Raw genomic sequence first — 23,248 nt, 5'->3', positions numbered from 1 at the left:
TGGCCGTGTTGAGTGAACGACAACACGGCCACAGACATTCCGTTCCGTGGCTTTTATTCCCGTAACAAGAGAATACGCCATGTCCGAAAAACACTGGTCCAAAACTGAGCTGCTGCATCAGACGGTGACCAACCCGAATATCATCATCAAAGGCACCCACAGCTACTACAGCGACTGCTGGGATAACGGCTTCGAGCGCTCGGTGGTGCGCTATCTGCACGGCGACGCGGTCAGCCGGCAATGGCAGCCGCTGGGTGACATAGATCGCTTGCTGATCGGCGATTATGTGTGCATCGCGGCCGAAGCGGTGATCCTGATGGGCGGCAACCACACCCATCGTATCGACTGGTTGAGCCTGTATCCGTTTATGGCAACCATCAAACGGGCGTACCGCCCCAAAGGCGACACCCGGCTGGGGGACGGTTGCTGGATTGGCATGCGGGCGATGTTGATGCCAGGGGTATCGATAGGCGAAGGGGCGATCGTCGCCGCCGGCAGCGTGGTGGTCGGCGATGTTGAGCCTTATGCCATCGTCGGCGGTAATCCCGCGCGGTTTATCCGTTGGCGGTTCGCGCCGGAGGTCATCGCGCGGTTGCTTGCCTTGCGCCTCTATGACTTGTCCGAGGCGGACTTTGCGGTGATTCAGCCCCTGCTCGCCGATGACGATATCGAGGCGTTGGAAAGGGGAATTGCGGCCCTACGCCGTTAAACACAACGGGCGGGGGATCCCCGCCCGTTTCGCGTTACTCGGCTTTGGCCTCGGCCGCCGGTTGGCGGCGTTTGCGCATCAGGCGCAGCAGCGGCGGCAGCGCCAGTACCGCAACCGCCAGCACCAGCAGCGTTTGCGCGATGCTGCTGCTCCACAGAATGCCGAACTCGCCGTTGCTGATCGACAGCGCGCGACGCAGATTCTGCTCCAGCATCTCACCCAGTACGAAGCCCAGAATCAGCGGCGACATCGGGAAGTGCATTTTGCGCAGGATGTAGCCGAACACGCCCAACCCGACCATCAGCAGCAGGTCGAAAGTGGTGCTGTGCACCGCATAAACCCCCACCGCCGACACCGCGGCGATCGCCGGCACCAGGAACCACAGCGGGATGGTCAGCATGCGGGTGAACAGGCCGACCAGCGGCAGGTTCATGATCAGCAAAATGACGTTGGCGATCAGCAGCGCGGCGATCAGTCCCCAGACGATGTCCGGTTGTTCGGTGAACATTGCCGGGCCGGGGGTGATATTGTACAGCGTCAGCGCACCCATCATCACCGCCGTGGTGCCGGAACCCGGCACCCCCAGCGTCAGCATCGGAATGAACGAACCGCAGGCCGAGGCGTTGTTGGCCGCTTCCGGCGCCGCTACGCCGCGGATGTCGCCCTTGCCGAAGGTGTCGCTGTTGCCGCTGATTTTCTTCTCGGTCATGTAGGTCAGCGCACTGGCGATAGTGGCGCCGGCGCCTGGCAGAATGCCGACGAAGAAGCCGATCACCGACGAGCGCAGGGTAGGGCCTGCGCACTGCGCCGCCTCTTTGCGGTTGAACAGCAACCGGCCGGTTTTACGCACCAGCTTTTGCCCGGCGCTGGTGCTTTCCAGCATCAGCAGGATTTCGCTGACCGAGAACAGGCCGATCACCACCACGATAAACTGCACGCCGTCGGAGAGGTGCACGCTGTCAAAGGTAAAGCGGTAAACGCCGGTGTTGGCGTCGACGCCCACCGTCGCCAGCCCCAGGCCGATCAGCGCCGCCAGCAGCGATTTCAGCGGGTTTTGGCTCATCATGCTGCCGAGGCAGGCGATGGCGAACACCATCAGAGCGAAATACTCCGCCGGGCCGAAGGCCAGTGACCAGCGGGCCAGCAGCGGCGCGAACAGGATGATGCCGCCGATGGCGATCATCGATCCGACGAACGAGCTGACCGCCGAGATGGACAGCGCCACGCCGGCGCGCCCCTGCTGCGCCATCGGGTAGCCGTCCAGCGCGGTCATGATCGCCGCCGCGTCGCCCGGTACGTTAAGCAGTATCGACGAGATGCGCCCGCCGTACTCGCAGCCGATATACACCGTCGCCAGCAGGATCAGCGCCGATTCGGCCGGCAGCTTGAGGGCAAACGCCAGCGGCAGCAGGATCGCCACGCCGTTGATCGGCCCGAGGCCCGGCAGCAGGCCGACGATGGTGCCGACGAAGCAGCCGATCAGGGCGATAATCAGGTTCTGCGGCACCAGCGCCACTTCGAACCCTTGGGTCAAATACATCCAGGTATCCATCATCGCTCCCGTTAGCTCAGCCAGGCGCCGAGCGGCAGTGTGACATCGAGAAGTTGGTCAAAGGCGTAATACAGCGCTGCACCCATGACGACGCCGGAAATGGCCGCCGCCGGCAGGCTGGCTTGAAACAGCAGGCCGATGCTGAATGTCAGCAGCGCGGTCGCCAGCGGGAAGCCCAGCCATTCAAAGCCCCAGGCATACAGCACCAGGGTGATCACCAGCACCAGCAGCCGCTGCAGCACCTTGTTGTGCGGCCACTCCACCGCCTGCGGGCGGCGCAGCAACAGCAGGGCCGCGCACAGCGCCATCAGGCTGAGGATCGCCAGCGGAAACGGGCGCGGCCCCAGCGGTTCATAGCTGTATTCGCTTTGGATGCCCCAGCCGATGAACAGCCCGCCGATACACAGCAGCAGCCAGAAGCCGGCAAAAATACGATCGCTCATGGTTTTCCCCTGCGGTTATTTGGCCAGGCCGAACACTTTTGCCTGCTCACGGTATTGGGCAACCTGATTCTTCACGTAGGCGTCCAGCTCTTTGCCGGTCATGTTGAATTCGAACAGGCCGCGCAGATCGCGCTGTTGCTTGAATTCGTCGGTCGCCATCATTTTCTGGAAGGTGTCGATCCACCACTGATACTCTTCATCGCTGACTTTCGGCCCGACGTAGAAGCCGCGAATGATCGGCCACACCAGGCTGTATCCCTGCTCTTTGGCGGTGGGAATGTCGGCCAACTGGCCCGGCAGACGTTGCTCGGCATACACCGCCAGCACGCGGATCTTGTCGCCCTGCAGATAAGGCACCATCTCGCTCAGGTCACCGGAGACCGCCTGGATATGGTTGCCGAGCAGCGCGGTTACCGGCTCGCCGCCGCCTTCGAATGCCACATAGCGCATCTTGCGCGGATCCACGCCGACTTCGCGCGCCAGCAGCGCGGTTTTCATCCAGTCCTGGCTACCGATGGAGGCGCCGGCGCCGAACACCACGCTGTTGGGATCTTTTTGGAAGGCGTCCATCAGGTCTTTCAGGGTTTTGTAAGGCGAGTCGGCGCGCACCGCGATCATGCCGTAGTCGGTACCGACCGCCGCCAGCCATTTCACGTCGTCCACGTTATAGCGGCCGAACTTGCCCTGGGCCAGATTGAGCAGCGAGCCGCCGGAGAAGGCCACCACGGTGCCGAACTCCGCCGGGCGCTGCGCGACGATGGCGTTATAGGCCACTGCGCCGACGCCGCCGGGCATATAGGTGACGCGCATCGGCTTATCGATGGCCTTGGTGTCCTGCAGCGACACCTGAATCAGCTTGCAGGTCAGATCGAAGCCGCCGCCGGGCTTGGCCGGCGCGATGCATTCGGTGCGTTTGGGCGCTTCCACGGCAAAGGCCTGATTGGCCGCCAGCAGCAGCAGGGCGGCGGCGGTAAAGGTACGGGTCATTATTTTTTTCATTGTGACTTGCCCTCGGTATTGTTCTGGTTGTGAAATCCCGCCGGGTGCGGTTGCAGGATTGTTAAAACAACAACCTTTCATTTACCTTTCAGCGGCCGGAAAAGTTTCCAGTCTGTGATTGGGGTCGCTTGTCGCGAGCGGAGAGCGGGTGCGCTACCATAGAAAGGAAGAGAAGAACAGGGGGCAAAACCGGCCAAAATCCTGCGTAATATCAGGTTTGCGGTTCTGCTTTTGCGATAGAATCATGAGCAATGAAATGAATAGAGACGCAGTAATATGTTTTCGTTAGGGAAATTGTTTGGTGGCAGGGACAGCGCCAAAGTGTGCGCGATTAAACGGCTGCCGGAGGTCTATGCAGAGATGACCGGTGAAACCGGGCAGTGTCGTTTAAAGCGGCTGCGTGCCGATATTGGCGTATTTGAGCTGCATTTCGTCAATGCCGACGGTGAAAAGTATGCCTGCCAGATGACCGCCTGCGTGACCGGCATCGATCTGGTGTTTGCCGCCAACAATCGCTCCGTGCTGGTTTCTTCACCGTTTACCGCCGACAAGCTGCGCCCGGTGCTGGACATTGCCGTTGCCGACAGCCCCATTCCGCTGATCTGATACCGGCCTGCGATCGCGCTCCATACGCATAATTGTGTGCCAGCTCCCAAAACTGGCGGCGCGGCGCTCTTTTATCCCCTTATTTTCCATGCCATTCTCTGTTATCGACCTGTTAACAAGCACGCTATCGGCGTCAGGTTGTTCAGGTAAATCAATGGAATGGAAACATGCGACTGTTATTGGTTGAAGATCACCCCGAGCTGTCTCACTGGTTGCAAAAGGCGCTGACCGGCGCCGGCTTTGCCGTCGACGTCGCCCCGGACGGCGTGGCGGCCGATCATCTGTTGCTCAACGAACGCTATGCGCTGGCGGTGTTGGATGTGGCGCTGCCGCGTTTGAACGGCCTGGATTTGCTGGCGCGCCTGCGCAAGCGCGGGCAGGATCTGCCGGTGTTGCTGCTGACGGCGCGCACCGACGTGGCCGATCGGGTGAAGGGCCTGAATCTGGGTGCAGACGATTACCTCACCAAGCCGTTCGAACTGGACGAGCTGGAAGCGCGCATTCGGGCGCTGCTGCGCCGCAGCGTCGGCGCCGCGCAGCCGGCGTTGCAATACGGCGCGTTGACCTATCACGACGAAGGCTATTTCCTGCTGGAAGGCAAGCCGCTGGCGCTGACGCCGCGCGAACTGGCGGTGTTGACCGCGTTGATGCACCGCCGCGGCCGCCCGGTGGCCAAGCAGCAGCTGTTTGAGCAGGTGTTTACGCTGTCCGACGAGGCCAATCCGGAGAGCATCGAGCTTTACGTACACCGTTTGCGGAAAAAGCTGCAGGGCAGCGACGTGGCAATCATCACGCTGCGCGGTCTGGGTTATAGCCTGGAGCGGTGCAATGCGGTGGTTTAACGCGCCGCGTTCGTTGTTTTATCAACTGCTGCTGTTTTTTGGCCTGCCGCTGGTGGCGTTGGGCGGCATCTCGATCTACACCCACTATTTCAGCGCCATGAGCGCCGCCACCCTGGCTTACGATCGCACGCTGCTGGCGTCGGCGCGCACCGTGGCGGAGCGGCTAGTGGTGCGCGACGGCAAGCTGGCGGTCGATGTGCCCTATGTGGTGCTCGACAGCTTCGAGCGCAACATGAACGATCAGCTCTATTACGAGGTGATATCGCCGCAGGGGAAAAGCATTTCGGGCTATGACGATTTGCCGCCTTTGCCGCCCCATATCCCGCGTTCCACGCTCTACCCGGCGCTGGTGCATTTTTACGATGCGGAATACCTCGGCCGGGCGATCCGCGTGGCGGCGCTGTTTCAACCGATCAACGAGTCGGGCGTGAGCGGCATGGCGACCATTCTGGTGGCGGAAACCCTGGAATCGCGCCGTTACCTGGCGCGACAGATGATGATCGCGGCGCTGTTGAGCCAGGGCACGGTGGTGGTGTTGACCCTGATTCTGGCGTTCGCGCTGCTCAAGCGGGTGTTGAAGCCGATGCGCAAGCTCTCCGGCATCATGCTGCGGCGCGATCCGGGCGAGCTGACGCCCCTGCCGCGGGTATTGCCGTGGTCGGAGATGCAGCCGCTGCTGGTGGCGTTCAATCGCTATATCGAACGGCTGCGGCTGATGGTGGCGCGCCAGGAGCGTTTCAGCGCCGATGCTTCGCACCAACTGCGCACGCCGCTGGCAGTGTTGAAGACTCAGGTTGGGGTGGCGCTGGCCAGCGACCGGCCGCAGCAGTGGCGCGAAAGCCTGCAGGCGATGAGCGCGACGCTGGATAATACCGTGTCGCTGACCGACCGCCTGCTGCATCTCTCACGCCTGAAGGCCAGCGAGCACCGGGCCGAGCGCCAGCTGCAGCCGGTCAATCTGGCGCAGGTGTTGCGCGACGCCTGTTTTTCCCGCTTGCCGCAGGCGCGCAGTAAACAGATCGATCTCGGGTTTGAAGGCGAGGCGGCGTGCCAGGTGGCGGGGGAAGCGCTGCTGTTGGCCGAACTGTGCGCCAACCTGCTGGACAACGCGCTGAAATACACGCCGCGTCAGGGCGTGGTGACCGCGCGCCTCACTCAGGATCAGGCGGCAGGGGAAGGCGTGCTGGAGATTGAAGACAGCGGCCCCGGCATCGCCTTGCAGGACAAGGCGCTGGCGCTGCAGCCGTTTCACCGGCTGGACAACGTGGGCGATCAGCCGGGCGCCGGATTGGGACTGGCGTTGGTGAAAGACATCACCGCGTATCACGGCACCCGCCCGGAGCTGCTGAGCTCCGCCGCGCTAGGCGGCCTGTTGGTGCGGGTGCGTTTCAGGCTGCTGCCTTAGGCCTGTTCTTTGCAGGATTCGACGTCGGCCGCCGGGGCTTTGGCTTTACGCGTCAGCGGCGTGCGCAGCCGCTGCGACAGAATAACGCCCAGCAGGGTGATGCCGCCGCCGATCAGGTGGTAACCGTGCAGCTGCTCATGCAGGAACAGCACGGCGATAGCGGCGGTAAACACCGGCGCCAGGTTCATAAAGATCGAGGCGGTATTAGCGCCCAGGCGCATCACGCCCTGGATCCACAGGAACGGGGCGATGATCGAAGCCGGAATGCCGGCGAACAGCACCAGCGGCAGGTTATGGCCGTTCAAGCCGACATCCTGCGCCATCAGGAAATTAGGCAGCAGCAACAGCACGCCGAACAGGATCTGCACGTACAGCGATTGCCAGTTCGGCAGCGCGATGGCCCAGCGTTTGGTCAACACGCCATACAGCGCGTAAGAGGCGGTGGCGAGCAGCATCATCAATTCCCCCTTGCCGATACCGTGCTGCAGCAGCACGCCGGGCTGACCGCCGCTGACCAGCCAGATCAGACCGCAGAAGGAGAGTATGCTGCCGAGCAGCACGCCGACGGTTGGCGCAATGCGCAGCAGTACGATGCTGATCAGGATGGTCAGCAGTGGGATCAGCGATACGATGATGCCCATAAACAGCGCGCTGACGCTGTGCGCGGCGTAATACGCCAGGCTTTGGTACAGCACCATGCCCAGCAAACCGAGGATCATCAATTTCCACCAGTTGGCGCGCACCTGCGCCCAGTTGCGCAGCACGCCCGGCAGCACGAACGGCGTCAGGGCAATCAGCGCCAGCAGCCAGCGGTAGAGCGAGATGGCCGCCGGATCGATGGCGGTGGCGGAGAGTTTGCTGACGACGGCGTTAATCGACCAAATCAGCACGGCCAACAGCGGGAAGAGCATATTCATGATAATTATTCTCAATAACGTCCAACATGCTGGCTAGTCTACGCGTGTCCGGTTTATCATATATAGCGATATCCAGACAAAAATCGGCGTAAACAAGACAAATCACGGGACGAAACCATGCCAGAAATCCGCCATTTCCCCGAGTCGCTGATCCCGGCGCCGAAGCCGGTGCAGTTCCGCTGCGAGGAGTTCAACGCGCGCACCGAATTCCAGCCGCACAGCCACACCTGGGGCCAGTTGATGTGGGTCAAAGCCGGGGTGATGGTGCTGCGCATCGGCGGGCAGCGCTTTCTGGCGCCGCCGGAGTTCGTGCTGTGGGCGCCGGCCGGCATCGAACACTCCTGCTATAACCAGCGGCTGGCGCAGTGCCGCATGGTGGACATTACGCCGGCGCTGTGTGCCGGCATGCCGGCCGACCCTTGCCTGGTGAGCGTGACGCCGATATTCCGCGCCATCGCCGAGGATTTCTATGCGCGCAAGCAGTACATTCCGCAAACGGAAGAGGATTTGCGCCTGTGCCAGGTGCTGATCGACCAGCTGCGCCTGTCGCCGCGCCAGCAAACCTATCTGCCGTCGTCGGACGACAAATTTTTGGCGCCGGTGCTGGAAGCGCTGGAGCACTGCCCGGCGGACAACACCTCGCTGGCGGCGTGGGCGGCTCGGGTCTACACCACCGAGCGCACGCTGTCGCGCCGCTGCCAGCAGGATCTGGGCATGTCGTTCAGCGAATGGCGCCAGCGCCTGCGTTTCCTGCATGCCGTGTCGCTGCTCGAGCAGGGCAAGACCGTGCAGGACGTGGCGCTGGACGTCGGCTACAGCTCCGCGTCGGCGTTTATCGTCATGTTCCAGCAGATCGCCGGCACCACCCCTGAGCGCTTTCGCCGTGCCTGATTCAGTGGCACACTATTTCGCAGACAAATAGCCGTAAACCGTCGGAGAACGCAGTGAAAATTCTGGTTGATGAAAATATGCCGTACGCGGCCGAGCTGTTCAGCCGCCTGGGCGACGTGCAGGCCGTGCCGGGCCGCCCGATCCCGCGTGAGGCGCTGGCGGATGCCGATGCGCTGATGGTGCGTTCGGTCACCAAGGTCAATGAAGCGTTGCTGGCCGGCAGCCGCATCGGCTTTGTCGGTACCGCCACCGCCGGCACCGATCACGTCGATGACGCCTGGCTGCAACGGCAGGGCATCGGCTTTTCCGCCGCACCGGGCTGCAACGCCATTGCGGTGGTCGAGTATGTGTTCTCTGCCTTGATGCTGCTGGCCGAACGCGATGGCTTCCATCTGCGGGATAAAACCGTCGGCATCATCGGCGTGGGCAACGTCGGTTCCCGCCTGGACGCGCGCCTCAAAGCGCTGGGCGTGCGCACGCTGCTGTGCGATCCGCCGCGTGCCGATCGCGGCGACGCCGGGGAGTTTTGGCCGCTGGAGAAGCTGGTGGCCGAGGCCGACGTGCTGACCTTCCATACGCCGCTGAATAAATCCGGCCCATACCATTCGCTGCATCTGGCGGACGCCGATCTGTTGGCGGCGCTGCCGGACAACCGCATTCTGATCAACGCCTGCCGCGGGCCGGTGGTGGATAACGCCGCGTTGTTGCAGGCGCTGGAAAAGGGCAAAAAGCTGAGCACGGTGCTGGACGTGTGGGAACCGGAGCCGGATCTCTCCTTGCCGCTGCTGGCGCGGGTGGATATCGGCACTGCGCACATCGCCGGGTATACGCTGGAAGGCAAGGCGCGCGGCACCACTCAGGTGTTCGAAGCGTTCAGCCGCCATCTGGGGCAGCCGCAGCAGGTGGCGCTGGCCTCGCTGCTGCCGGTGCCGGAGTTCAGCCAGATCCGCCTCAACGGGCCGCTGGATGAAGCGCGTTTAAAACGATTGATGCACTTGGTGTATGATGTGCGCCGCGATGATGCGCCGCTGCGCAAAGTCGCCGGGCAACCGGGCGAATTCGATCGCCTGCGCAAGCACTATCAGGAACGCCGCGAGTGGTCGTCGCTGGCCGTGCAATGCGATGACAGCGCCAGCGCCGAGCTGCTCAGCAAGCTGGGCTTCAGCGTGGCATAGCGCGTAAGGTTGTCTTAAGCCAACGCCGCTACAGTGAGCGGCAAAGATTATCGGGCGGTGATTGCACTGCCCGTCTGCTTTTATGAATGAAATACTCTGGAGAAAACCCGATGTCTGACGGCTGGAATATCGCGCTGCTCGGCGCCACTGGCGCGGTAGGTGAAGCGTTGCTGGAATTGTTGCAGGAACGCCAGTTCCCGGTGGGTGAGCTCTATCCTCTGGCAAGCGAACGCAGCGCGGGCGCCAATGTGCGCTTCAACGGCAAGTCTCTTCTGGTGCAAAACGCCGAAGAGTTCGACTGGTCACAGGCGCAGCTGGCCTTCTTCGTCGCCGGCAGCGAAGCGTCCGCGCGCTATGCCGAAGAAGCCGGCAACATGGGCTGCCTGGTGATCGACACCAGCGGCCTGTTCGCCATGGAGCCGGATGTGCCGCTGGTGGTGCCGGGCGTTAACCCGCAGGTGCTGGCGGATTACCGCAACCGCAATATCGTGGCGGTGGCCGACAGCATGGTCAGCCAGCTGCTGACGGCGATCAAGCCGCTGACCGAACAGGCGGGGCTGTCGCGTCTGCACGTCACCACGCTGATGTCGGTATCGTCGCGCGGCAAGGTGGCGGTGGACGACTTGGCCGGCCAGAGCGCGCGCCTGCTGAACGGCATCCCGGCCGAGGAAGGCGTTTTCGGCAAGCAGCTGGCGTTCAACCTGTTGCCGCTGATTGCCGACGAGCAGGGCAGCGTGCGCGAAGAACGCCTGATCGTCGATCAGGTGCGCAAGGTGCTGCAGGATGAAGGGCTGCCGATTTCGGTGAGCTGCGTTCAGTCGCCGGTGTTTTACGGCCACGCGCAGGTGGTGCACCTGGAAGCGCTGCGCCCGCTGTCCGCCGAAGAGGCGCGCAGCGAGCTCGAAGAGGTCGAGGACATTCAGCTGAGCGAAGAGGACGATTACCCGACTCAGGTCACCGACGCCTCCGGCAGCGATGCGCTCAGCATCGGTTGTCTGCGTAACGATTACGGCATCCCCGAGCTGTTGCAGTTCTGGACGGTGGCGGACAATGTGCGCTTCGGCGGCGCATTGATGGCTATCGAAACCGCCGAGCGTTTGGTGCAGGAGCAGATGTACTGATGTCTGAGGTGGTCTCGCCCGTTCAGCCGACGCTGAAAATTGCGCTGGGCATCGAATATGACGGCAGCCGGTACTACGGCTGGCAGCGGCAGCAAGAAGTGGCCAGCGTGCAGCAACGCCTGGAGCAGGCGTTGAGCAAGGTGGCGGATGCGCCGATTAGCGTGCTGTGCGCCGGGCGTACCGACGCCGGGGTGCACGCCACCGGGCAGGTGGTGCATTTCGAAACCACCGCGCGCCGCAAGGACGCCGCCTGGACGATGGGGGTAAACACCCATCTGCCGCCGGATATCGCGGTGCGTTGGGTGAGCCCGGTCGCCGACGATTTTCACGCGCGTTTCAGCGCCACCGCGCGCCGCTACCGCTATATTATTTTCAACCATCGCTACCGGCCGGCGGTGCTGCAACAGGGGGTGACGCATTTTTATCACCCGCTGGACGCCGATCGCATGCATCGGGCGGCGCAGGCGCTGCTGGGCGAAAACGACTTCACTTCGTTCCGCGCGGTGCAATGTCAGTCGCGCACCCCGTGGCGCTGCGTAAAACACGTTAAGGTTACGCGCTACGGCGAATATATTGTGGTAGATATCAAGGCGAATGCCTTCGTGCATCACATGGTTCGCAACATCGTCGGCAGCCTGATGGAGATCGGCTGCGGCAATCAGGATGAGAACTGGATGGCCGAGTTGCTGGCGCTGAAAGATCGCAACCTGGCGGCGGCGACGGCGCGAGCCGAGGGGCTGTATCTGGTTGCCGTGGATTACCCTGACCACTTTGGTCTACCGCGGCCGCCGATGGGGCCGCTGTTTTTGCCCGACGATTAAACGCCGGCACGCCTGAAAGCGTCGCTCCCTTGTGCTTCTGCCGGGTGACTGAAACACCCGGCATCAATGAGAGAATTTATGGACATCATCAAGTTTATTATTGATTTCATTCTGCATATTGATGTGCACCTGGCCGAACTGGTCGCACAATACGGCATGTGGGTCTACGCTATTCTGTTCCTGATCCTGTTTTGCGAAACCGGGCTGGTGGTGACGCCGTTCCTGCCGGGGGATTCTTTGCTGTTTGTCGCCGGTGCGCTGGCGGCGTTGCCGACCAACGATCTGAACGTGCACACCATGGTGGCGTTGATGGTGGTGGCGGCGATCCTCGGCGATGCGGTGAACTACACTATCGGGCGGTTGTTCGGCGAGAAGCTGTTCAGCAACCCGAATTCGAAAATTTTCCGCCGCAGCTATCTGGACAAGACGCACCAGTTCTATGAGAAACACGGTGGGAAAACGATTATTCTGGCGCGATTCGTGCCGATCGTGCGTACTTTTGCGCCGTTCGTCGCTGGTATGGGGCATATGTCCTATCGCCACTTCGCCGCCTACAACGTGATTGGCGCACTGGTTTGGGTGCTGCTCTTCACTTATGCTGGATACCTGTTCGGCGATCTGCCGGTGGTGCAGGAGAACCTGAAACTGCTGATCGTCGGGATCATCATCGTTTCGATTCTGCCGGGCGTGATTGAAATTTGGCGCCACAAGCGCGCGGCCGCCCGCCAGCAAAAACAGTAAAAACATTGTTTAACCTGTCGGTTCGACCAGTTTTTTGTCCACAGCGTCGGGCCGATATGGTTTAATGAGCGACATTATGGTCTGTTCCTGCGAACAACCCTGAAGCCGATGCCTCAGTCGCCGCGCTTGCCGCGCCGCGAACGGGCATTTTTTCATTGGGGTGTTTTCAGGGGGATTGTTAAAGCATGAACAGCGGACTGGCGTGTGCCAGGTTCAAACAGAAAGGTCATCGATGAGCTGGATTGAACGAATTCTTAACAAGAGCAATATCACACAAACCCGTAAGGCGAGCATTCCTGAAGGGGTCTGGACCAAATGCGACAGCTGCGGCCAGGTTCTCTACCGCGCCGAGCTGGAGCGTAATCTGGAAGTGTGTCCGAAGTGCGACCACCACATGCGTATGGGCGCGCGCGCGCGTCTGCATACCCTGCTGGACGAAGGCAGCGAAGTGGAGCTGGGCAGCGATCTGGAGCCGAAAGACGTTCTGAAATTCAAGGATTCCAAGCGCTATAAAGATCGCCTGGTCGCCGCACAGAAAGCGACCGGCGAGAAAGACGCGCTGGTGGTGATGAAGGGCACGCTGTACGGCATGCCGATCGTCGCCGCGTCCTTCGAATTCGCCTTCATCGGCGGCTCGATGTCTTCCGTGGTCGGCGCGCGCTTCGTGCGTGCGGTTGAGCAGGCGCTGGAGGACAACTGTCCGCTGGTGTGCTTCTCCGCCAGCGGCGGCGCGCGCATGCAGGAAGCGCTGATGTCGCTGATGCAGATGGCGAAAACCAGCGCGGCGTTGGCCAAAATGCAGGAGCGCGGCTTGCCGTACATCTCCGTGCTGACCGACCCGACCATGGGCGGCGTTTCTGCCAGCTTGGCGATGCTGGGCGACATCAACATCGCCGAGCCGAAAGCGCTGATCGGCTTTGCGGGCCCGCGCGTCATCGAGCAGACCGTGCGCGAGAAATTGCCGCCGGGCTTCCAGCGCAGCGAGTTCCTGATCGAAAAAGGCGCGATCGACATGATCGTTCGCCGTCCGGAAATGCGCCAAACGTTGGCGAGCATTCTGTCCAAGCTGACCAACCAGCCGCAGCCGCATTTCGATGAGGCCGCGCCGGTCATTGAGCCGGAGCCGCAGGCCGACGCCTGAGGCAAAGACAGATCCCGCCCGGGTTCAGCCGCCACTTTGTGGCTAAGTGACGGCTGATGCCCGTTCCCTGCCGGTCGCAGCCCTTCTCGCTGCGGTTTGCAGGTTGGCGGCAGTCACGAAGCGCATCGCCTTTACCGCGGTGAGGGTGGTGCCCTGATGGATTAATGAACCCAAGTTCAGTGATGGGACTCATGCAAAACCACCAAATTCCCCAAGCCACGTCGCCATTGAGCTCGTGGCTTTATTATCTGGAACGTCTGCACAGCCAGGCGATCGAACTCGGCCTTGAGCGCGTACAGCGCGTCGCGGCGCATCTGGATTTACTGACCCCCGCTCCCACGGTGTTCACCGTTGCCGGCACCAACGGCAAAGGCACCACCTGTCGTACCCTCGAAGCCATTCTGCTGGCCGCCGGCCTGCGCGTCGGCGTCTACAGTTCGCCGCATCTGGTGCGCTATACCGAACGCGTGCGCATTCAGGGGGAAGAGCTGAGCGAAGCGGAGCACAGCCGCTCGTTCGCCGCCATTGAAGCCGGCCGCGGCGAAACGTCGCTGACCTATTTCGAATTCGGCACCCTGTCGGCGCTGCAGCTGTTCAAACAGGCGCGGCTCGACGTGGTGATCCTGGAAGTGGGGCTGGGCGGGCGTCTCGACGCCACCAACATCGTCGATCCGAGCGTGGCGGTGATCACCAGCATCGCGCTCGATCACACCGACTGGCTGGGCAACGATCGCGAAAGCATCGGCCGCGAGAAGGCCGGCATTTTCCGCAGCGGCAAGCCGGCGGTGGTGGGCGAACCCGACATGCCGGACAGCATTCGTCAGGTTGCCGAAACGCTGGGCGCGCCGCTGTATCGCCGCGGCGAAGCCTGGAGCTTCAGCGAGCAGGGCGATCGCTGGCAGTGGCAGGGCGGCGACACGCTGCTGACCGATCTGCCGACGCCGAACGTACCGCTGGCCAACGCCGCTACCGCGCTGGCGGCGCTGAACTGCTCCCCGCTGGAAATCGACGAACGCGCGATCTTCACCGGGCTGCAACAGGCGACGCTGCCGGGGCGTTTCCAGATCGTGCGGCGGGAGCCGACGCTGATCCTCGACGTGGCGCACAACCCGCACGCCGCCGGCTATCTGGCCGGGCGCCTGGCCAAACTGCCGCGCGACGGCGGCAAGGTGCGCGCGGTGGTGGGCATGCTGTCGGACAAAGACATCGCTGGCACGCTGGCCTGCCTCAGCGAGCAGGTGGATGAATGGTACTGCGCACCGCTCGACGGGCCGCGTGGCGCCAGCGTCGAACAGCTGGCGCAACATCTGACGGAACCGCGCCGCTTTAATGATGTCGAAACTGCCTGGCGGCAGGCTATGCAGGATGCTGATAAACAGGATATTGTGATCGTCTGTGGATCGTTCCACACCGTGGCGCAGGTGATGGCGGCGTTAGACGAGATGCGGGGAGTGTGAGTGGCGAGTAAATTTCAGAACCGACTGGTCGGAACCGTGATTCTGGTGGCGCTGGGGGTAATCATCCTGCCAGGGCTGCTGGACGGCAAAAAGAAGCATTACGAGGATGAATTCGCGGCCATTCCGTTGGTGCCGAAGGCGGGCGATGTCGAAGAGAACGACGTGCTGCCGCCGGTGACGCAGCCGCTGCCGGCACAGCCGCCGGAAGGGGCGGGCGCGCTGGTCGAGCAGCAGGCGGCCAACGAAGCGGCGGCGCAACAGGCGGCGCGGCAGACTGCCCAACAGCCGACGCAGGTGGCACCGCCGCCGGTCGAAACGCGTCCTCAACCGGTGCCGCAGCCCAAGCCGAAACCGGTAGAAACCAAACCGGTAGAAGTGAAGCCGAAACCGACGCCGCAACCGAAGCCGGTGGAAGTGAAGCCGGCGCCGAAGCCGGAACCGAAACCTGAACCGACGCCGAAGCCTGAACCGGCACCGCAGCCGAAACCGGCGGAAGAAAAAGCGCCGGCTGGACAAGCCTATGTCGTGCAGCTCGGGGCGTTGAAAAACGCCGCCAAGGCGAACGAGATTGTCGCCTCGCTGCGCCTCTCGGGCTATCGCGCCTTTACCGTGCCGTCAACGCCGGTGCAGGGGCAGATCACCCGCATCTACGTTGGCCCGGACGCTTCCAAGCAGAAGCTGCAGGCGGCGCTGCCGTCGCTGAACTCGATCAGCGGGCTGAGCGGGCAGGTGAAGCCGTACGGCCGTTAAACCCCGCGGGGGCGCAGCACGATGCGCCCCTGAATTAAGGAGTGGTGGAGAGAAAGCGAGAAAAACCGCGCCTTTTACAGGCGAAATCACCTATGTAGGCGCGGCGATTGGGAATTTTTTGATCGCCGCTTTTTATTTGTAACGTGGTAGGAAATCCCCTACGCAAACGTTTTCTTTTTCTGTTAGAATTCGCCGCGAATTGGATGCAGGGGCGATTCATCATTGGAATAGTTCATGGTCTGGATTGATTACGTCATTATAGCGGTGATTGGATTTTCGGCTCTGGTGAGCCTGATCCGAGGGTTTGTTCGCGAAGCATTGTCACTTGTGACATGGGGATGTGCGTTTTTTGTTGCCAGCCATTTCTACTCTTACCTTGCGGTCTATTTCACTCGTTTTGAAGATGAACTGGTGCGAAACGGCATCGCGATCGCGATTTTGTTCATCGCGACCTTGATCGTAGGGGCTATTGTTAACTATGTGATTAGCTCACTGGTAGAGAAAACCGGGTTGTCGGGCACCGACCGCGTGTTGGGCATCTGCTTCGGCGCGCTGCGCGGAGTGTTGATCGTCGCGGCGATCCTGTTCTTCCTGGATACCTTTACCGGCTTCTCACAAAGCGCCGACTGGAAACAGTCGCAGCTCATTCCCCAGTTCAGTTACGTCATCAGGTGGTTCTTTGACTACCTGCAGAGCACGTCGAGTTTCTTGCCGACCCAATTGCCGGGGCGGTAGCGCTGATGAGGAAAAGACAACATGTGCGGTATTGTCGGTATCGCCGGTTTCATGCCGGTAAACCAGTCGATTTATGATGCGCTGACGGTGCTTCAGCACCGTGGCCAGGATGCCGCAGGCATCGTCACCATTGACGCCCACAACGGGTTCCGTTTGCGTAAAGCCAACGGCCTGGTGAAGGATGTGTTTGAGGCGCGCCATATGCAACGCTTGCAGGGCAACATGGGCATTGGCCATGTGCGTTACCCGACGGCCGGCAGCTCGAGCGCCTCTGAGGCCCAGCCTTTCTACGTCAACTCGCCGTTCGGCATTACGCTGGCCCACAACGGCAACCTGACCAACGCCCATGAGCTGCGCCAAAATCTGTTCGAAAGCGGCCGCCGCCATGTCAACACCACCTCCGACTCGGAAATCCTGCTGAACGTGCTGGCCAGCGAGCTGGACCGCTTCCCGCACTACCCGCTGGAGGCCGACAACATCTTTACCGCGGTCGCCGCCATGCATCAGCAACTGCGCGGCGCTTACGCCTGCGTGGCGATGATCATCGGCCACGGCCTGCTGGCGTTCCGCGACCCGAACGGCATTCGCCCGCTGGTGATCGGCAAGCGCACGCTGGAGGATGGCCGCAGCGAGTACATGGTGGCCTCCGAGAGCGTGGCGCTGGATACCCTGGGCTTTGAGTTCCTGCGCGACGTGGCACCGGGCGAAGCGGTGTACATCACCACCAAGGGCCAGCTGTTCACCCGCCAGTGCGCGGAGAACCCGAAAACCAACCCGTGCCTGTTCGAATACGTTTATTTCGCGCGCCCGGACTCCTTTATGGACAAGATCTCGGTCTACAGCGCCCGCGTGCGCATGGGCCAGAAGCTGGGTGAGAAGATCGCCCGCGAGTGGGAAGATCTGGACATCGACGTGGTGATCCCGATTCCGGAAACCTCCTGCGACATCGCGCTGGAGATCGCGCGCATTCTCGAGAAGCCATACCGCCAGGGCTTCGTGAAGAACCGCTACGTCGGCCGCACCTTCATCATGCCGGGCCAGCAGGCGCGTCGCCAGTCGGTGCGCCGCAAGCTGAACGCCAACCGCGCCGAGTTCCGCGACAAGAACGTGCTGCTGGTGGATGATTCCATCGTGCGCGGCACCACGTCGGAACAGATCGTCGAGATGGCGCGCGAAGCGGGCGCCAAGCGCGTGTACCTGGCTTCCGCCGCGCCGGAAGTGCGCTTCCCGAACGTCTACGGCATCGACATGCCGAGCGCCAACGAACTGATCGCCCACGGGCGTGAAGTGGATGAAATCCGCCAGATCATCGGCGCCGACGGGCTGATTTTCCAGGACCTGGACGATCTGATCGAAGCGGTGCGCGAAGAGAACCCGGACATCACCCAGTTCGAATGTTCGGTGTTCAACGGCATCTACGTGACCAAAGACGTCGACCAAAGCTATCTGGAATACCTGGAGTCGCTGCGCAGCGACGACGCCAAGGCGCTGCGGGTGCAAACCGAAGCGGAAAATCTGGAACTGCACAACGAAGGCTAACCGCCTGCGTTGATCCCTCAGGGTGCATCGCCGCGTCTGCGGCGGTGCACCTTGCTCCTCTGACTTGCTTATCCCTCGCCATTGCGGCAAAGTCTGCCTGATCTTACTTTTTACGGCAGAGGCCATTTTCCATGAAACGACTCATCATCGGCATTTCCGGCGCCAGCGGCGCTGTCTACGGCGTGCGCCTGTTGCAGGTTTTGCGCGACGTCGCAGAGGTGGAAACCCATTTGGTGATGAGCAACGCGGCAAGACAGACGCTGGCGCTGGAAACGCCGTACAGCCTGCGGGAAGTGCAGGCGCTGGCCGATGTGGTGCACGACGCGCGCGACATCGCCGCCGGCATCTCCTCCGGCTCCTTCAAGACCCTGGGCATGGCAATCCTGCCCTGCTCGATCAAAACCCTGTCCGGCATCGTTAACAGCTACAGCGACGGGCTGCTGACCCGTGCCGCCGACGTGGTGCTCAAAGAGCGCCGCCGTTTGGTGCTGTGCGTGCGGGAAACGCCGCTGCATTTGGGGCACCTGCGGTTGATGACCCAGGCGGCGGAGATGGGGGCGGTGATCATGCCGCCGGTGCCGGCGTTTTACCACCAGCCGAAAAACGTGGAAGACATCATCGATCAGACCGTCAATCGGGTGATCGATCAGTTTGATATCGAACTGCCGACCGACCTGTTCACCCGCTGGCAGGGTGCTAATTAACAGTTTTATCCCTAAATTGGCACATTTGTGCAACACCGCACTGAATTGGGGCGGAGTATGCACCATAATGATCCCACTTCATCACGCTCACTGTTTCATGGCGCCGCCTTGTCGCGGCTGCCAGTGGCGCGGCCCCGACCGGCCGATTTAATTTTGCGGTTATCGTCCCAGGAAACAGTATTGTGAAGGCCGGAGCCGTTCCCTCCGCCCGTAGCACCGAATGTGGCACGATTACTGCAAATTGATTTGGTGGGGAAAGTAATGCCCGTAGTGGCATCAAAAAAATCAATTTGAGGGTAATTTATGAAAAAGCGGGTTTTGATTTTGCCGTTAGTTCTGGCTTTGAGCGCCGCCAGCAGCGCCTTTGCCGCCATTCCTTCCACGCTGAAGATTGGCACCGATCCGACATACGCGCCGTTTGAATCCAAAAACGCCAAAGGCGAGCTGGTCGGCTTTGACATCGATTTGGCCAAAGAGCTGTGCAAACGCATCAATACCCAATGCACCTTCGTGGAGAGCGACTTCGACGCGCTGATCCCATCCCTCAAGGCGAAGAAGATTGACGCCATTATCTCTTCGCTGTCCATCACTGAAAAACGCCAGCAGGAAATCGCCTTTACCGACAAGCTGTATGCCGCCAACGCGCGTCTGATCGCGCCGAAGGGCTCCAAGCTGCTGCCGACCGCCGAAGCGCTGAAAGGCAAGAGCGTGGGCGTGCTGCAGGGCACCACCCAGGAAGCCTACGCCAACGCCATGTGGCAGCCGAAAGGGGTGACCGTCGTGCCTTACCAGAATCAGGATCTGGCTTATGCCGACCTGGCCTCCGGCCGTATCGATGCCGCCTTCCAGGATGAAGTGGCGGGCAGCGACGGCTTCCTGAAACAGCCGCCGGGCAAAGACTATGCGTTCGCCGGCGAATCGGTGAAGGATGACAAGTTCTTCGGCGTCGGCACCGGCATGGGGCTGCGCAAGACCGATACCGAGCTGAAAGCGGCGTTGGACAAAGCCTTCGCCGAGATGCGTAAAGACGGCACCTACGACAAATACGCGAAAAAGTACTTCGACTTTGACGTCTACGGCGGGTAATCCGCTTCCCGTTCCATGCTGTGACTGCGGGGCCGGTGCGCCGGCCCCGATGGTTCGGATCCTAGACCACAGGGTGAAGTAGATGCTGCAAGGCTATTCCCAACTGATTTTCGAGGGGGCTCTGGTGACGTTGGAGCTGGCCCTCAGTTCCGTGGTGCTGGCGGTGGTGATCGGTCTGATCGGCGCCGGTGGCAAACTGTCTCATAACCCCTTTATCTCCGGCCTGTTCGGCGCCTATACCACGCTGATCCGCGGCGTGCCCGATCTGGTGCTGATGCTGCTGATCTTTTACGGTTTGCAGATCGCGCTGAACAATATCACCACGCTGCTGGGCTTCGCGCAGATCGATATCGATCCGCTCGGCGCCGGCATCATTACCCTCGGCTTTATCTACGGCGCTTATTTTACCGAGACCTTCCGCGGCGCCTATCTGGCGGTGCCGAAAGGGCAGATCGAAGCGGCGACGGCCTACGGCTTCAGCGGCGCGCAGATCTTCCGGCGCATTCTGTTCCCGGCGATGATGCGTTTCGCCTTGCCGGGCATCGGCAACAACTGGCAGGTGATCCTGAAGGCGACGGCGCTGGTGTCGATCCTTGGCCTGAACGACGTGGTGAAAGCCACGCAGCTGGCGGGGAAAGGCACCTATCAGCCGTTCTTCTTTGCCATCGTGGCCGGCGTGGTTTACCTGATCTTCACTACCGTTTCCAACGGCGTGCTGCTGTGGCTTGAACGGCGTTACTCACTGGGCGTCAAGAGGGCCGAGCTATGATCGACATCCTGCAACAGTATTGGCAGTCGCTGCTGTGGAGCGACGGCTACCGCTTCACCGGCGTGGCGGTAACGCTGTGGCTGCTGATCGCCTCGGTGGTGATGGGCGGGCTGCTGGCGATCCCGATGGCGGTGGCGCGCGTCTCTTCCATCCGCTGGGTGCGTTTCCCGGTGTGGCTCTACACCTATGTGTTTCGCGGTACGCCGCTGTACGTGCAGCTGCTGGTGTTCTACTCCGGCATGTACAGCCTTGAGATCGTGCGCGGCAGCGAGTTTCTCAACGCGTTTTTCCGCAGCGGGCTCAACTGCACCATCCTGGCGCTGACGCTCAACACCTGCGCCTATACCACCGAGATCTTCGCCGGGGCCATCCGCTCGGTGCCGCACGGTGAAATCGAGGCCGCCAACGCCTACGGTTTCTCGCGCTTCAAGATGTATCGCTGCATCATTTTACCTTCGGCGCTGCGCACCGCGCTGCCGGCTTACAGCAACGAAGTGATCCTGATGCTGCACTCCACCGCGCTGGCGTTTACCGCCACCGTGCCGGATCTGCTGAAGATCGCGCGCGACATCAACGCCGCGACCTATCAGCCGTTCTACGCCTTCGGCATCGCGGCGGTGCTGTACCTGATCATCTCCTACGTGTTAATCAGCCTGTTCCGCAAGGCTGAAAGACGCTGGATGGCACACGTTAGTCACTGATAAATGACGGGAAGAAAAACCATGTCTGAGAATAAATTAGCCGTCACGGAACTGCATAAACGCTATGGCGACCACGAAGTGCTGAAGGGTGTCTCGCTGGCGGCCAACGCCGGGGATGTGATCAGCATCATCGGCTCCTCCGGCTCCGGCAAAAGTACCTTTCTGCGCTGCATCAACTTCCTCGAGAAGCCGAGCGAAGGCTCGATCAGCCTGAACAACGAAGACATTCGCATGGTGCGCGACAAAGACGGCCAGCTGAAGGTGTTCGACAAGAAGCAGCTGCAGCTGCTGCGCACCCGCCTGACCATGGTGTTCCAGCATTTCAATCTGTGGAGCCACATGACGGTGCTCGAGAACGTGATGGAGGCGCCGGTGCAGGTGCTGGGGCTGAGCAAGGCCGAAGCGCATGAGCGCGCGGTTCGCTATCTGGATAAGGTGGGCATCGATGAGCGGGCGCGCGGCAAATACCCGGTGCACCTGTCGGGCGGCCAGCAGCAGCGTGTTTCTATCGCCCGCGCGTTGGCGATGGAGCCGGAAGTGCTGCTGTTTGACGAGCCGACGTCGGCGCTGGATCCCGAGCTGGTGGGCGAGGTGCTGCGTATCATGCAGAAGCTGGCGGAAGAGGGGAAAACCATGGTGGTGGTGACGCACGAAATGGAGTTTGCGCGCCACGTTTCCAACCACGTGATTTTCCTGCACAAAGGGTTGATTGAAGAGCAGGGGCCGCCGGCCGAGCTGTTCGGCAACCCCAAAAGCCCGCGCCTGCAGCAGTTCCTGTCCGGCGCGTTGAAGTAACTTCAGATCAGCGGGCTTCGGCCCGCTGATTAATCACGTCATCCAGCGCCTGTTCCAGCTCCAGATAGCGGAAGTGGAAGCCGGCCTCCTCCAGCCGCTTCGGCACCGCCCGCTGGCCGCCGAGCACCAGCACCGCCGCTTCCCCCATCAACAAACGCATGACGAACGCCGGCACCCGCAGAAACGCCGGGCGATCGAGCACGTTGGCCAATTGGGCGGCGAACTGTTCGTTATGCACCGGGTAGGGAGCGACCATGTTGAACGGGCCGGTCAGCGTGGCGTGATCCAGCAGATAAATAATGGCGTTGACCATGTCTTCGAGATGGATCCACGGCAGGTATTGGCGACCGTCGCCGATCGGGCCGCCCAGCCCGAAGCGGAACGGCGGCAGCATTTTAGCCAGCGCGCCGCCCTGTGGCGCTAGCACCACGCCGGTGCGCAGCAGGCAGACCCGGGTGGCGTCGCTCTGCGCCTGCAGCGCCAGCGCTTCCCAGCGTTGGCACAGCTGGTGGGTGAATTCGTCGTGCGGCGGCTCCTCTTCGGTGACCACCGCCTGCCCCTGGTCGCCGTAGTAGCCGACGGCGGAACCGGAAATCAGCACACCGGGCGGCGTGCTGCCGGCCTTGATAAGCTGCGCCAACCGCTCGGTCAGATCCCAGCGGCTATGGCACAGCCGCTGTTTCTGCTGTGCGCTCCAGCGCTTGTCGGCGATAGGTTCGCCGGCCAAATTGATCACCGCATCGAAGTCATCCAGCGACTGCCGGTCGTCCAGCGTTTGCCAATAGCTCGGCTGGTCGCCCAGCCTGGCCCGGGCTCGCCGTTCGTCTCGCGTCAGCACCGTAATGTGGTGAGAAAGCGCCAGCAGCCTGGCCGTCAGGCTGCTGCCTATCAATCCCGTTGCGCCGGTGATCAGGATCCGCATGGTCGACCTCCCTGAGTTAGTCCCGGCGGTAGCTCATGGTCATGGAGACCGAATCGGCGTAGCGCAGGGCCAGAAGTTTATCTATCTCCACTTCAGCATAGGTCACCCAGGCATGTTCTTTTACGATATCGAGCACATCCTGCGTTAATTTTTCCAGTAGCGCGAAACGGTTATCTTCCACATGGCGGATGATCGCTTTGGTGATGGTGCGGTAGTTGAGCGCGTCGGCGATGTCTTCGCTGTTGCGCGCCTTGTCCGCCGGGTAGTGGATCGCCACGTTAATCAGGACGTCCTGTCGGTTGTTGATTTCTTCTTCCTTGATACCGATGAACGTGCGCAACCGCAGATTTTTAATGCGAATAACGGCGTCGGGTTGACTGAAAGACATCAGAGATTCTCCATAGGTCTGATTATTGGCGTTCAGAAT

Annotated in this window: 25 protein-coding genes; 19 read left to right on the top strand and 6 right to left on the bottom strand. The window is 61.5% G+C overall.

Annotation, left to right across the window (positions count from 1 at the left end; genetic code table 11):
• Positions 1-79: 79 nt before the first annotated feature.
• Positions 80-709: a CatB-related O-acetyltransferase gene (locus AC4PR2_RS12080; protein WP_084827343.1), complete on the top strand. Its 630-nt coding sequence runs from the start codon at positions 80-82 to the stop codon at positions 707-709.
• A gap of 34 nt (positions 710-743) precedes the next feature.
• Here the strand turns inward: AC4PR2_RS12080 and AC4PR2_RS12075 are convergent, their stop codons facing one another.
• From AC4PR2_RS12075 to AC4PR2_RS12065, 3 genes are read right to left on the bottom strand one after another with little or no spacing between them, the layout of a single operon-like run.
• Positions 744-2,261, bottom strand: a complete 1,518-nt coding sequence (locus AC4PR2_RS12075) for a tripartite tricarboxylate transporter permease (RefSeq protein WP_016926872.1) — start codon at positions 2,259-2,261, stop codon at positions 744-746.
• Positions 2,262-2,272: 11 nt separating this feature from the next.
• Positions 2,273-2,704 carry a tripartite tricarboxylate transporter TctB family protein gene (locus AC4PR2_RS12070; protein WP_019453755.1) on the bottom strand — a complete coding sequence of 144 codons (432 nt, stop codon included), beginning with the start codon at positions 2,702-2,704 and terminating at the stop codon, positions 2,273-2,275.
• A 15-nt stretch (positions 2,705-2,719) separates the two neighbouring features.
• A complete protein-coding gene (locus AC4PR2_RS12065) occupies positions 2,720-3,703 on the bottom strand; it encodes a Bug family tripartite tricarboxylate transporter substrate binding protein (RefSeq protein ID WP_084827344.1) in 984 nt (327 codons plus the stop codon).
• Between the two features lie 276 nt (positions 3,704-3,979).
• Here AC4PR2_RS12065 and AC4PR2_RS12060 point away from each other — a divergent pair, with 276 nt between their 5' ends.
• The 3 genes from AC4PR2_RS12060 (at position 3,980) to AC4PR2_RS12050 (ending at position 6,556) form a co-directional block, all read left to right on the top strand.
• On the top strand, positions 3,980-4,309 hold the full coding sequence (locus tag AC4PR2_RS12060) for a hypothetical protein (RefSeq protein WP_049200156.1): 330 nt from the start codon (positions 3,980-3,982) through the stop codon (positions 4,307-4,309).
• Between the two features lie 167 nt (positions 4,310-4,476).
• Positions 4,477-5,151: a transcriptional regulator TctD gene (gene tctD / locus AC4PR2_RS12055; protein ID WP_038876462.1), complete on the top strand. Its 675-nt coding sequence runs from the start codon at positions 4,477-4,479 to the stop codon at positions 5,149-5,151.
• Positions 5,138-6,556 carry a sensor histidine kinase gene (locus AC4PR2_RS12050; RefSeq protein ID WP_342168943.1) on the top strand — a complete coding sequence of 473 codons (1,419 nt, stop codon included), beginning with the start codon at positions 5,138-5,140 and terminating at the stop codon, positions 6,554-6,556. The genes tctD and AC4PR2_RS12050 overlap by 14 nt, the downstream gene beginning before the upstream one ends.
• On the opposite strand, the gene AC4PR2_RS12045 is transcribed toward AC4PR2_RS12050, so the two are convergent.
• Complete coding sequence (locus AC4PR2_RS12045; protein ID WP_055311859.1) at positions 6,553-7,473, bottom strand: DMT family transporter; 921 nt, start codon at positions 7,471-7,473, stop codon at positions 6,553-6,555. The two genes, AC4PR2_RS12050 and AC4PR2_RS12045, sit on opposite strands and share 4 nt — an antisense overlap.
• Before the next feature lie 117 nt (positions 7,474-7,590).
• Between AC4PR2_RS12045 and AC4PR2_RS12040 the strand changes: the two genes are divergently transcribed.
• The 15 genes from AC4PR2_RS12040 to hisP all read left to right on the top strand — a co-directional run bounded on the left by AC4PR2_RS12040 (position 7,591) and on the right by hisP (position 21,899).
• The gene (locus AC4PR2_RS12040; RefSeq protein WP_038876456.1) at positions 7,591-8,364 is read left to right on the top strand and encodes an AraC family transcriptional regulator; all 774 of its coding nucleotides are present in this window, start codon (positions 7,591-7,593) and stop codon (positions 8,362-8,364) included.
• Positions 8,365-8,417: 53 nt separating this feature from the next.
• Positions 8,418-9,539 carry a 4-phosphoerythronate dehydrogenase PdxB gene (pdxB, locus tag AC4PR2_RS12035; protein ID WP_443014438.1) on the top strand — a complete coding sequence of 374 codons (1,122 nt, stop codon included), beginning with the start codon at positions 8,418-8,420 and terminating at the stop codon, positions 9,537-9,539.
• A 110-nt stretch (positions 9,540-9,649) separates the two neighbouring features.
• Positions 9,650-10,660 (top strand): aspartate-semialdehyde dehydrogenase, encoded by a 1,011-nt coding sequence (locus tag AC4PR2_RS12030; protein WP_038876452.1) that lies wholly within the window; start codon positions 9,650-9,652, stop codon positions 10,658-10,660.
• Positions 10,660-11,481 carry a tRNA pseudouridine(38-40) synthase TruA gene (gene truA / locus AC4PR2_RS12025; RefSeq protein WP_055311861.1) on the top strand — a complete coding sequence of 274 codons (822 nt, stop codon included), beginning with the start codon at positions 10,660-10,662 and terminating at the stop codon, positions 11,479-11,481. The genes AC4PR2_RS12030 and truA overlap by 1 nt, the downstream gene beginning before the upstream one ends.
• 78 nt (positions 11,482-11,559) lie before the next feature.
• Entirely contained in the window at positions 11,560-12,222 is a 663-nt protein-coding gene (locus AC4PR2_RS12020) for a DedA family protein (protein ID WP_019453745.1), read from the top strand.
• Positions 12,223-12,454: 232 nt separating this feature from the next.
• Complete coding sequence (gene accD, locus AC4PR2_RS12015; protein WP_025303691.1) at positions 12,455-13,363, top strand: acetyl-CoA carboxylase, carboxyltransferase subunit beta; 909 nt, start codon at positions 12,455-12,457, stop codon at positions 13,361-13,363.
• 191 nt (positions 13,364-13,554) lie between these two features.
• The gene (gene folC / locus AC4PR2_RS12010) at positions 13,555-14,820 is read left to right on the top strand and encodes a bifunctional tetrahydrofolate synthase/dihydrofolate synthase (protein ID WP_047730185.1); all 1,266 of its coding nucleotides are present in this window, start codon (positions 13,555-13,557) and stop codon (positions 14,818-14,820) included.
• Complete coding sequence (gene dedD / locus AC4PR2_RS12005) at positions 14,821-15,570, top strand: cell division protein DedD (RefSeq protein ID WP_038876445.1); 750 nt, start codon at positions 14,821-14,823, stop codon at positions 15,568-15,570.
• 234 nt (positions 15,571-15,804) lie between these two features.
• Positions 15,805-16,305: a colicin V production protein gene (gene cvpA / locus AC4PR2_RS12000; RefSeq protein ID WP_004936119.1), complete on the top strand. Its 501-nt coding sequence runs from the start codon at positions 15,805-15,807 to the stop codon at positions 16,303-16,305.
• Positions 16,306-16,326: 21 nt separating this feature from the next.
• Positions 16,327-17,844, top strand: coding sequence for an amidophosphoribosyltransferase (gene purF / locus AC4PR2_RS11995; RefSeq protein ID WP_049200165.1), 1,518 nt, complete (start codon positions 16,327-16,329; stop codon positions 17,842-17,844).
• 131 nt (positions 17,845-17,975) lie between these two features.
• A complete protein-coding gene (locus tag AC4PR2_RS11990) occupies positions 17,976-18,548 on the top strand; it encodes a UbiX family flavin prenyltransferase (RefSeq protein ID WP_336850834.1) in 573 nt (190 codons plus the stop codon).
• Between the two features lie 303 nt (positions 18,549-18,851).
• On the top strand, positions 18,852-19,634 hold the full coding sequence (gene hisJ, locus AC4PR2_RS11985; protein ID WP_019453740.1) for a histidine ABC transporter substrate-binding protein HisJ: 783 nt from the start codon (positions 18,852-18,854) through the stop codon (positions 19,632-19,634).
• A gap of 82 nt (positions 19,635-19,716) precedes the next feature.
• Positions 19,717-20,403, top strand: a complete 687-nt coding sequence (locus AC4PR2_RS11980; protein ID WP_049200166.1) for a histidine ABC transporter permease HisQ — start codon at positions 19,717-19,719, stop codon at positions 20,401-20,403.
• On the top strand, positions 20,400-21,104 hold the full coding sequence (locus AC4PR2_RS11975) for an ABC transporter permease (RefSeq protein ID WP_087763411.1): 705 nt from the start codon (positions 20,400-20,402) through the stop codon (positions 21,102-21,104). The genes AC4PR2_RS11980 and AC4PR2_RS11975 overlap by 4 nt, the downstream gene beginning before the upstream one ends.
• A 21-nt stretch (positions 21,105-21,125) precedes the next feature.
• The gene (gene hisP / locus AC4PR2_RS11970; protein ID WP_038876434.1) at positions 21,126-21,899 is read left to right on the top strand and encodes a histidine ABC transporter ATP-binding protein HisP; all 774 of its coding nucleotides are present in this window, start codon (positions 21,126-21,128) and stop codon (positions 21,897-21,899) included.
• A gap of 7 nt (positions 21,900-21,906) precedes the next feature.
• Here the strand turns inward: hisP and AC4PR2_RS11965 are convergent, their stop codons facing one another.
• Together AC4PR2_RS11965 and folX are read right to left on the bottom strand one after the other, a co-directional pair.
• On the bottom strand, positions 21,907-22,821 hold the full coding sequence (locus tag AC4PR2_RS11965; RefSeq protein WP_087763410.1) for a TIGR01777 family oxidoreductase: 915 nt from the start codon (positions 22,819-22,821) through the stop codon (positions 21,907-21,909).
• A gap of 16 nt (positions 22,822-22,837) precedes the next feature.
• Positions 22,838-23,209, bottom strand: coding sequence for a dihydroneopterin triphosphate 2'-epimerase (gene folX / locus AC4PR2_RS11960; protein ID WP_063988979.1), 372 nt, complete (start codon positions 23,207-23,209; stop codon positions 22,838-22,840).
• Between the last annotated feature and the right edge of the window lie 39 nt (positions 23,210-23,248).

It is taken from the genome of Serratia sp. A07 (assembly GCF_058725505.1).
The sequence above is the reverse complement of the archived record's forward strand: the minus strand, read 5'-3'. Positions and strand labels throughout refer to the sequence as shown.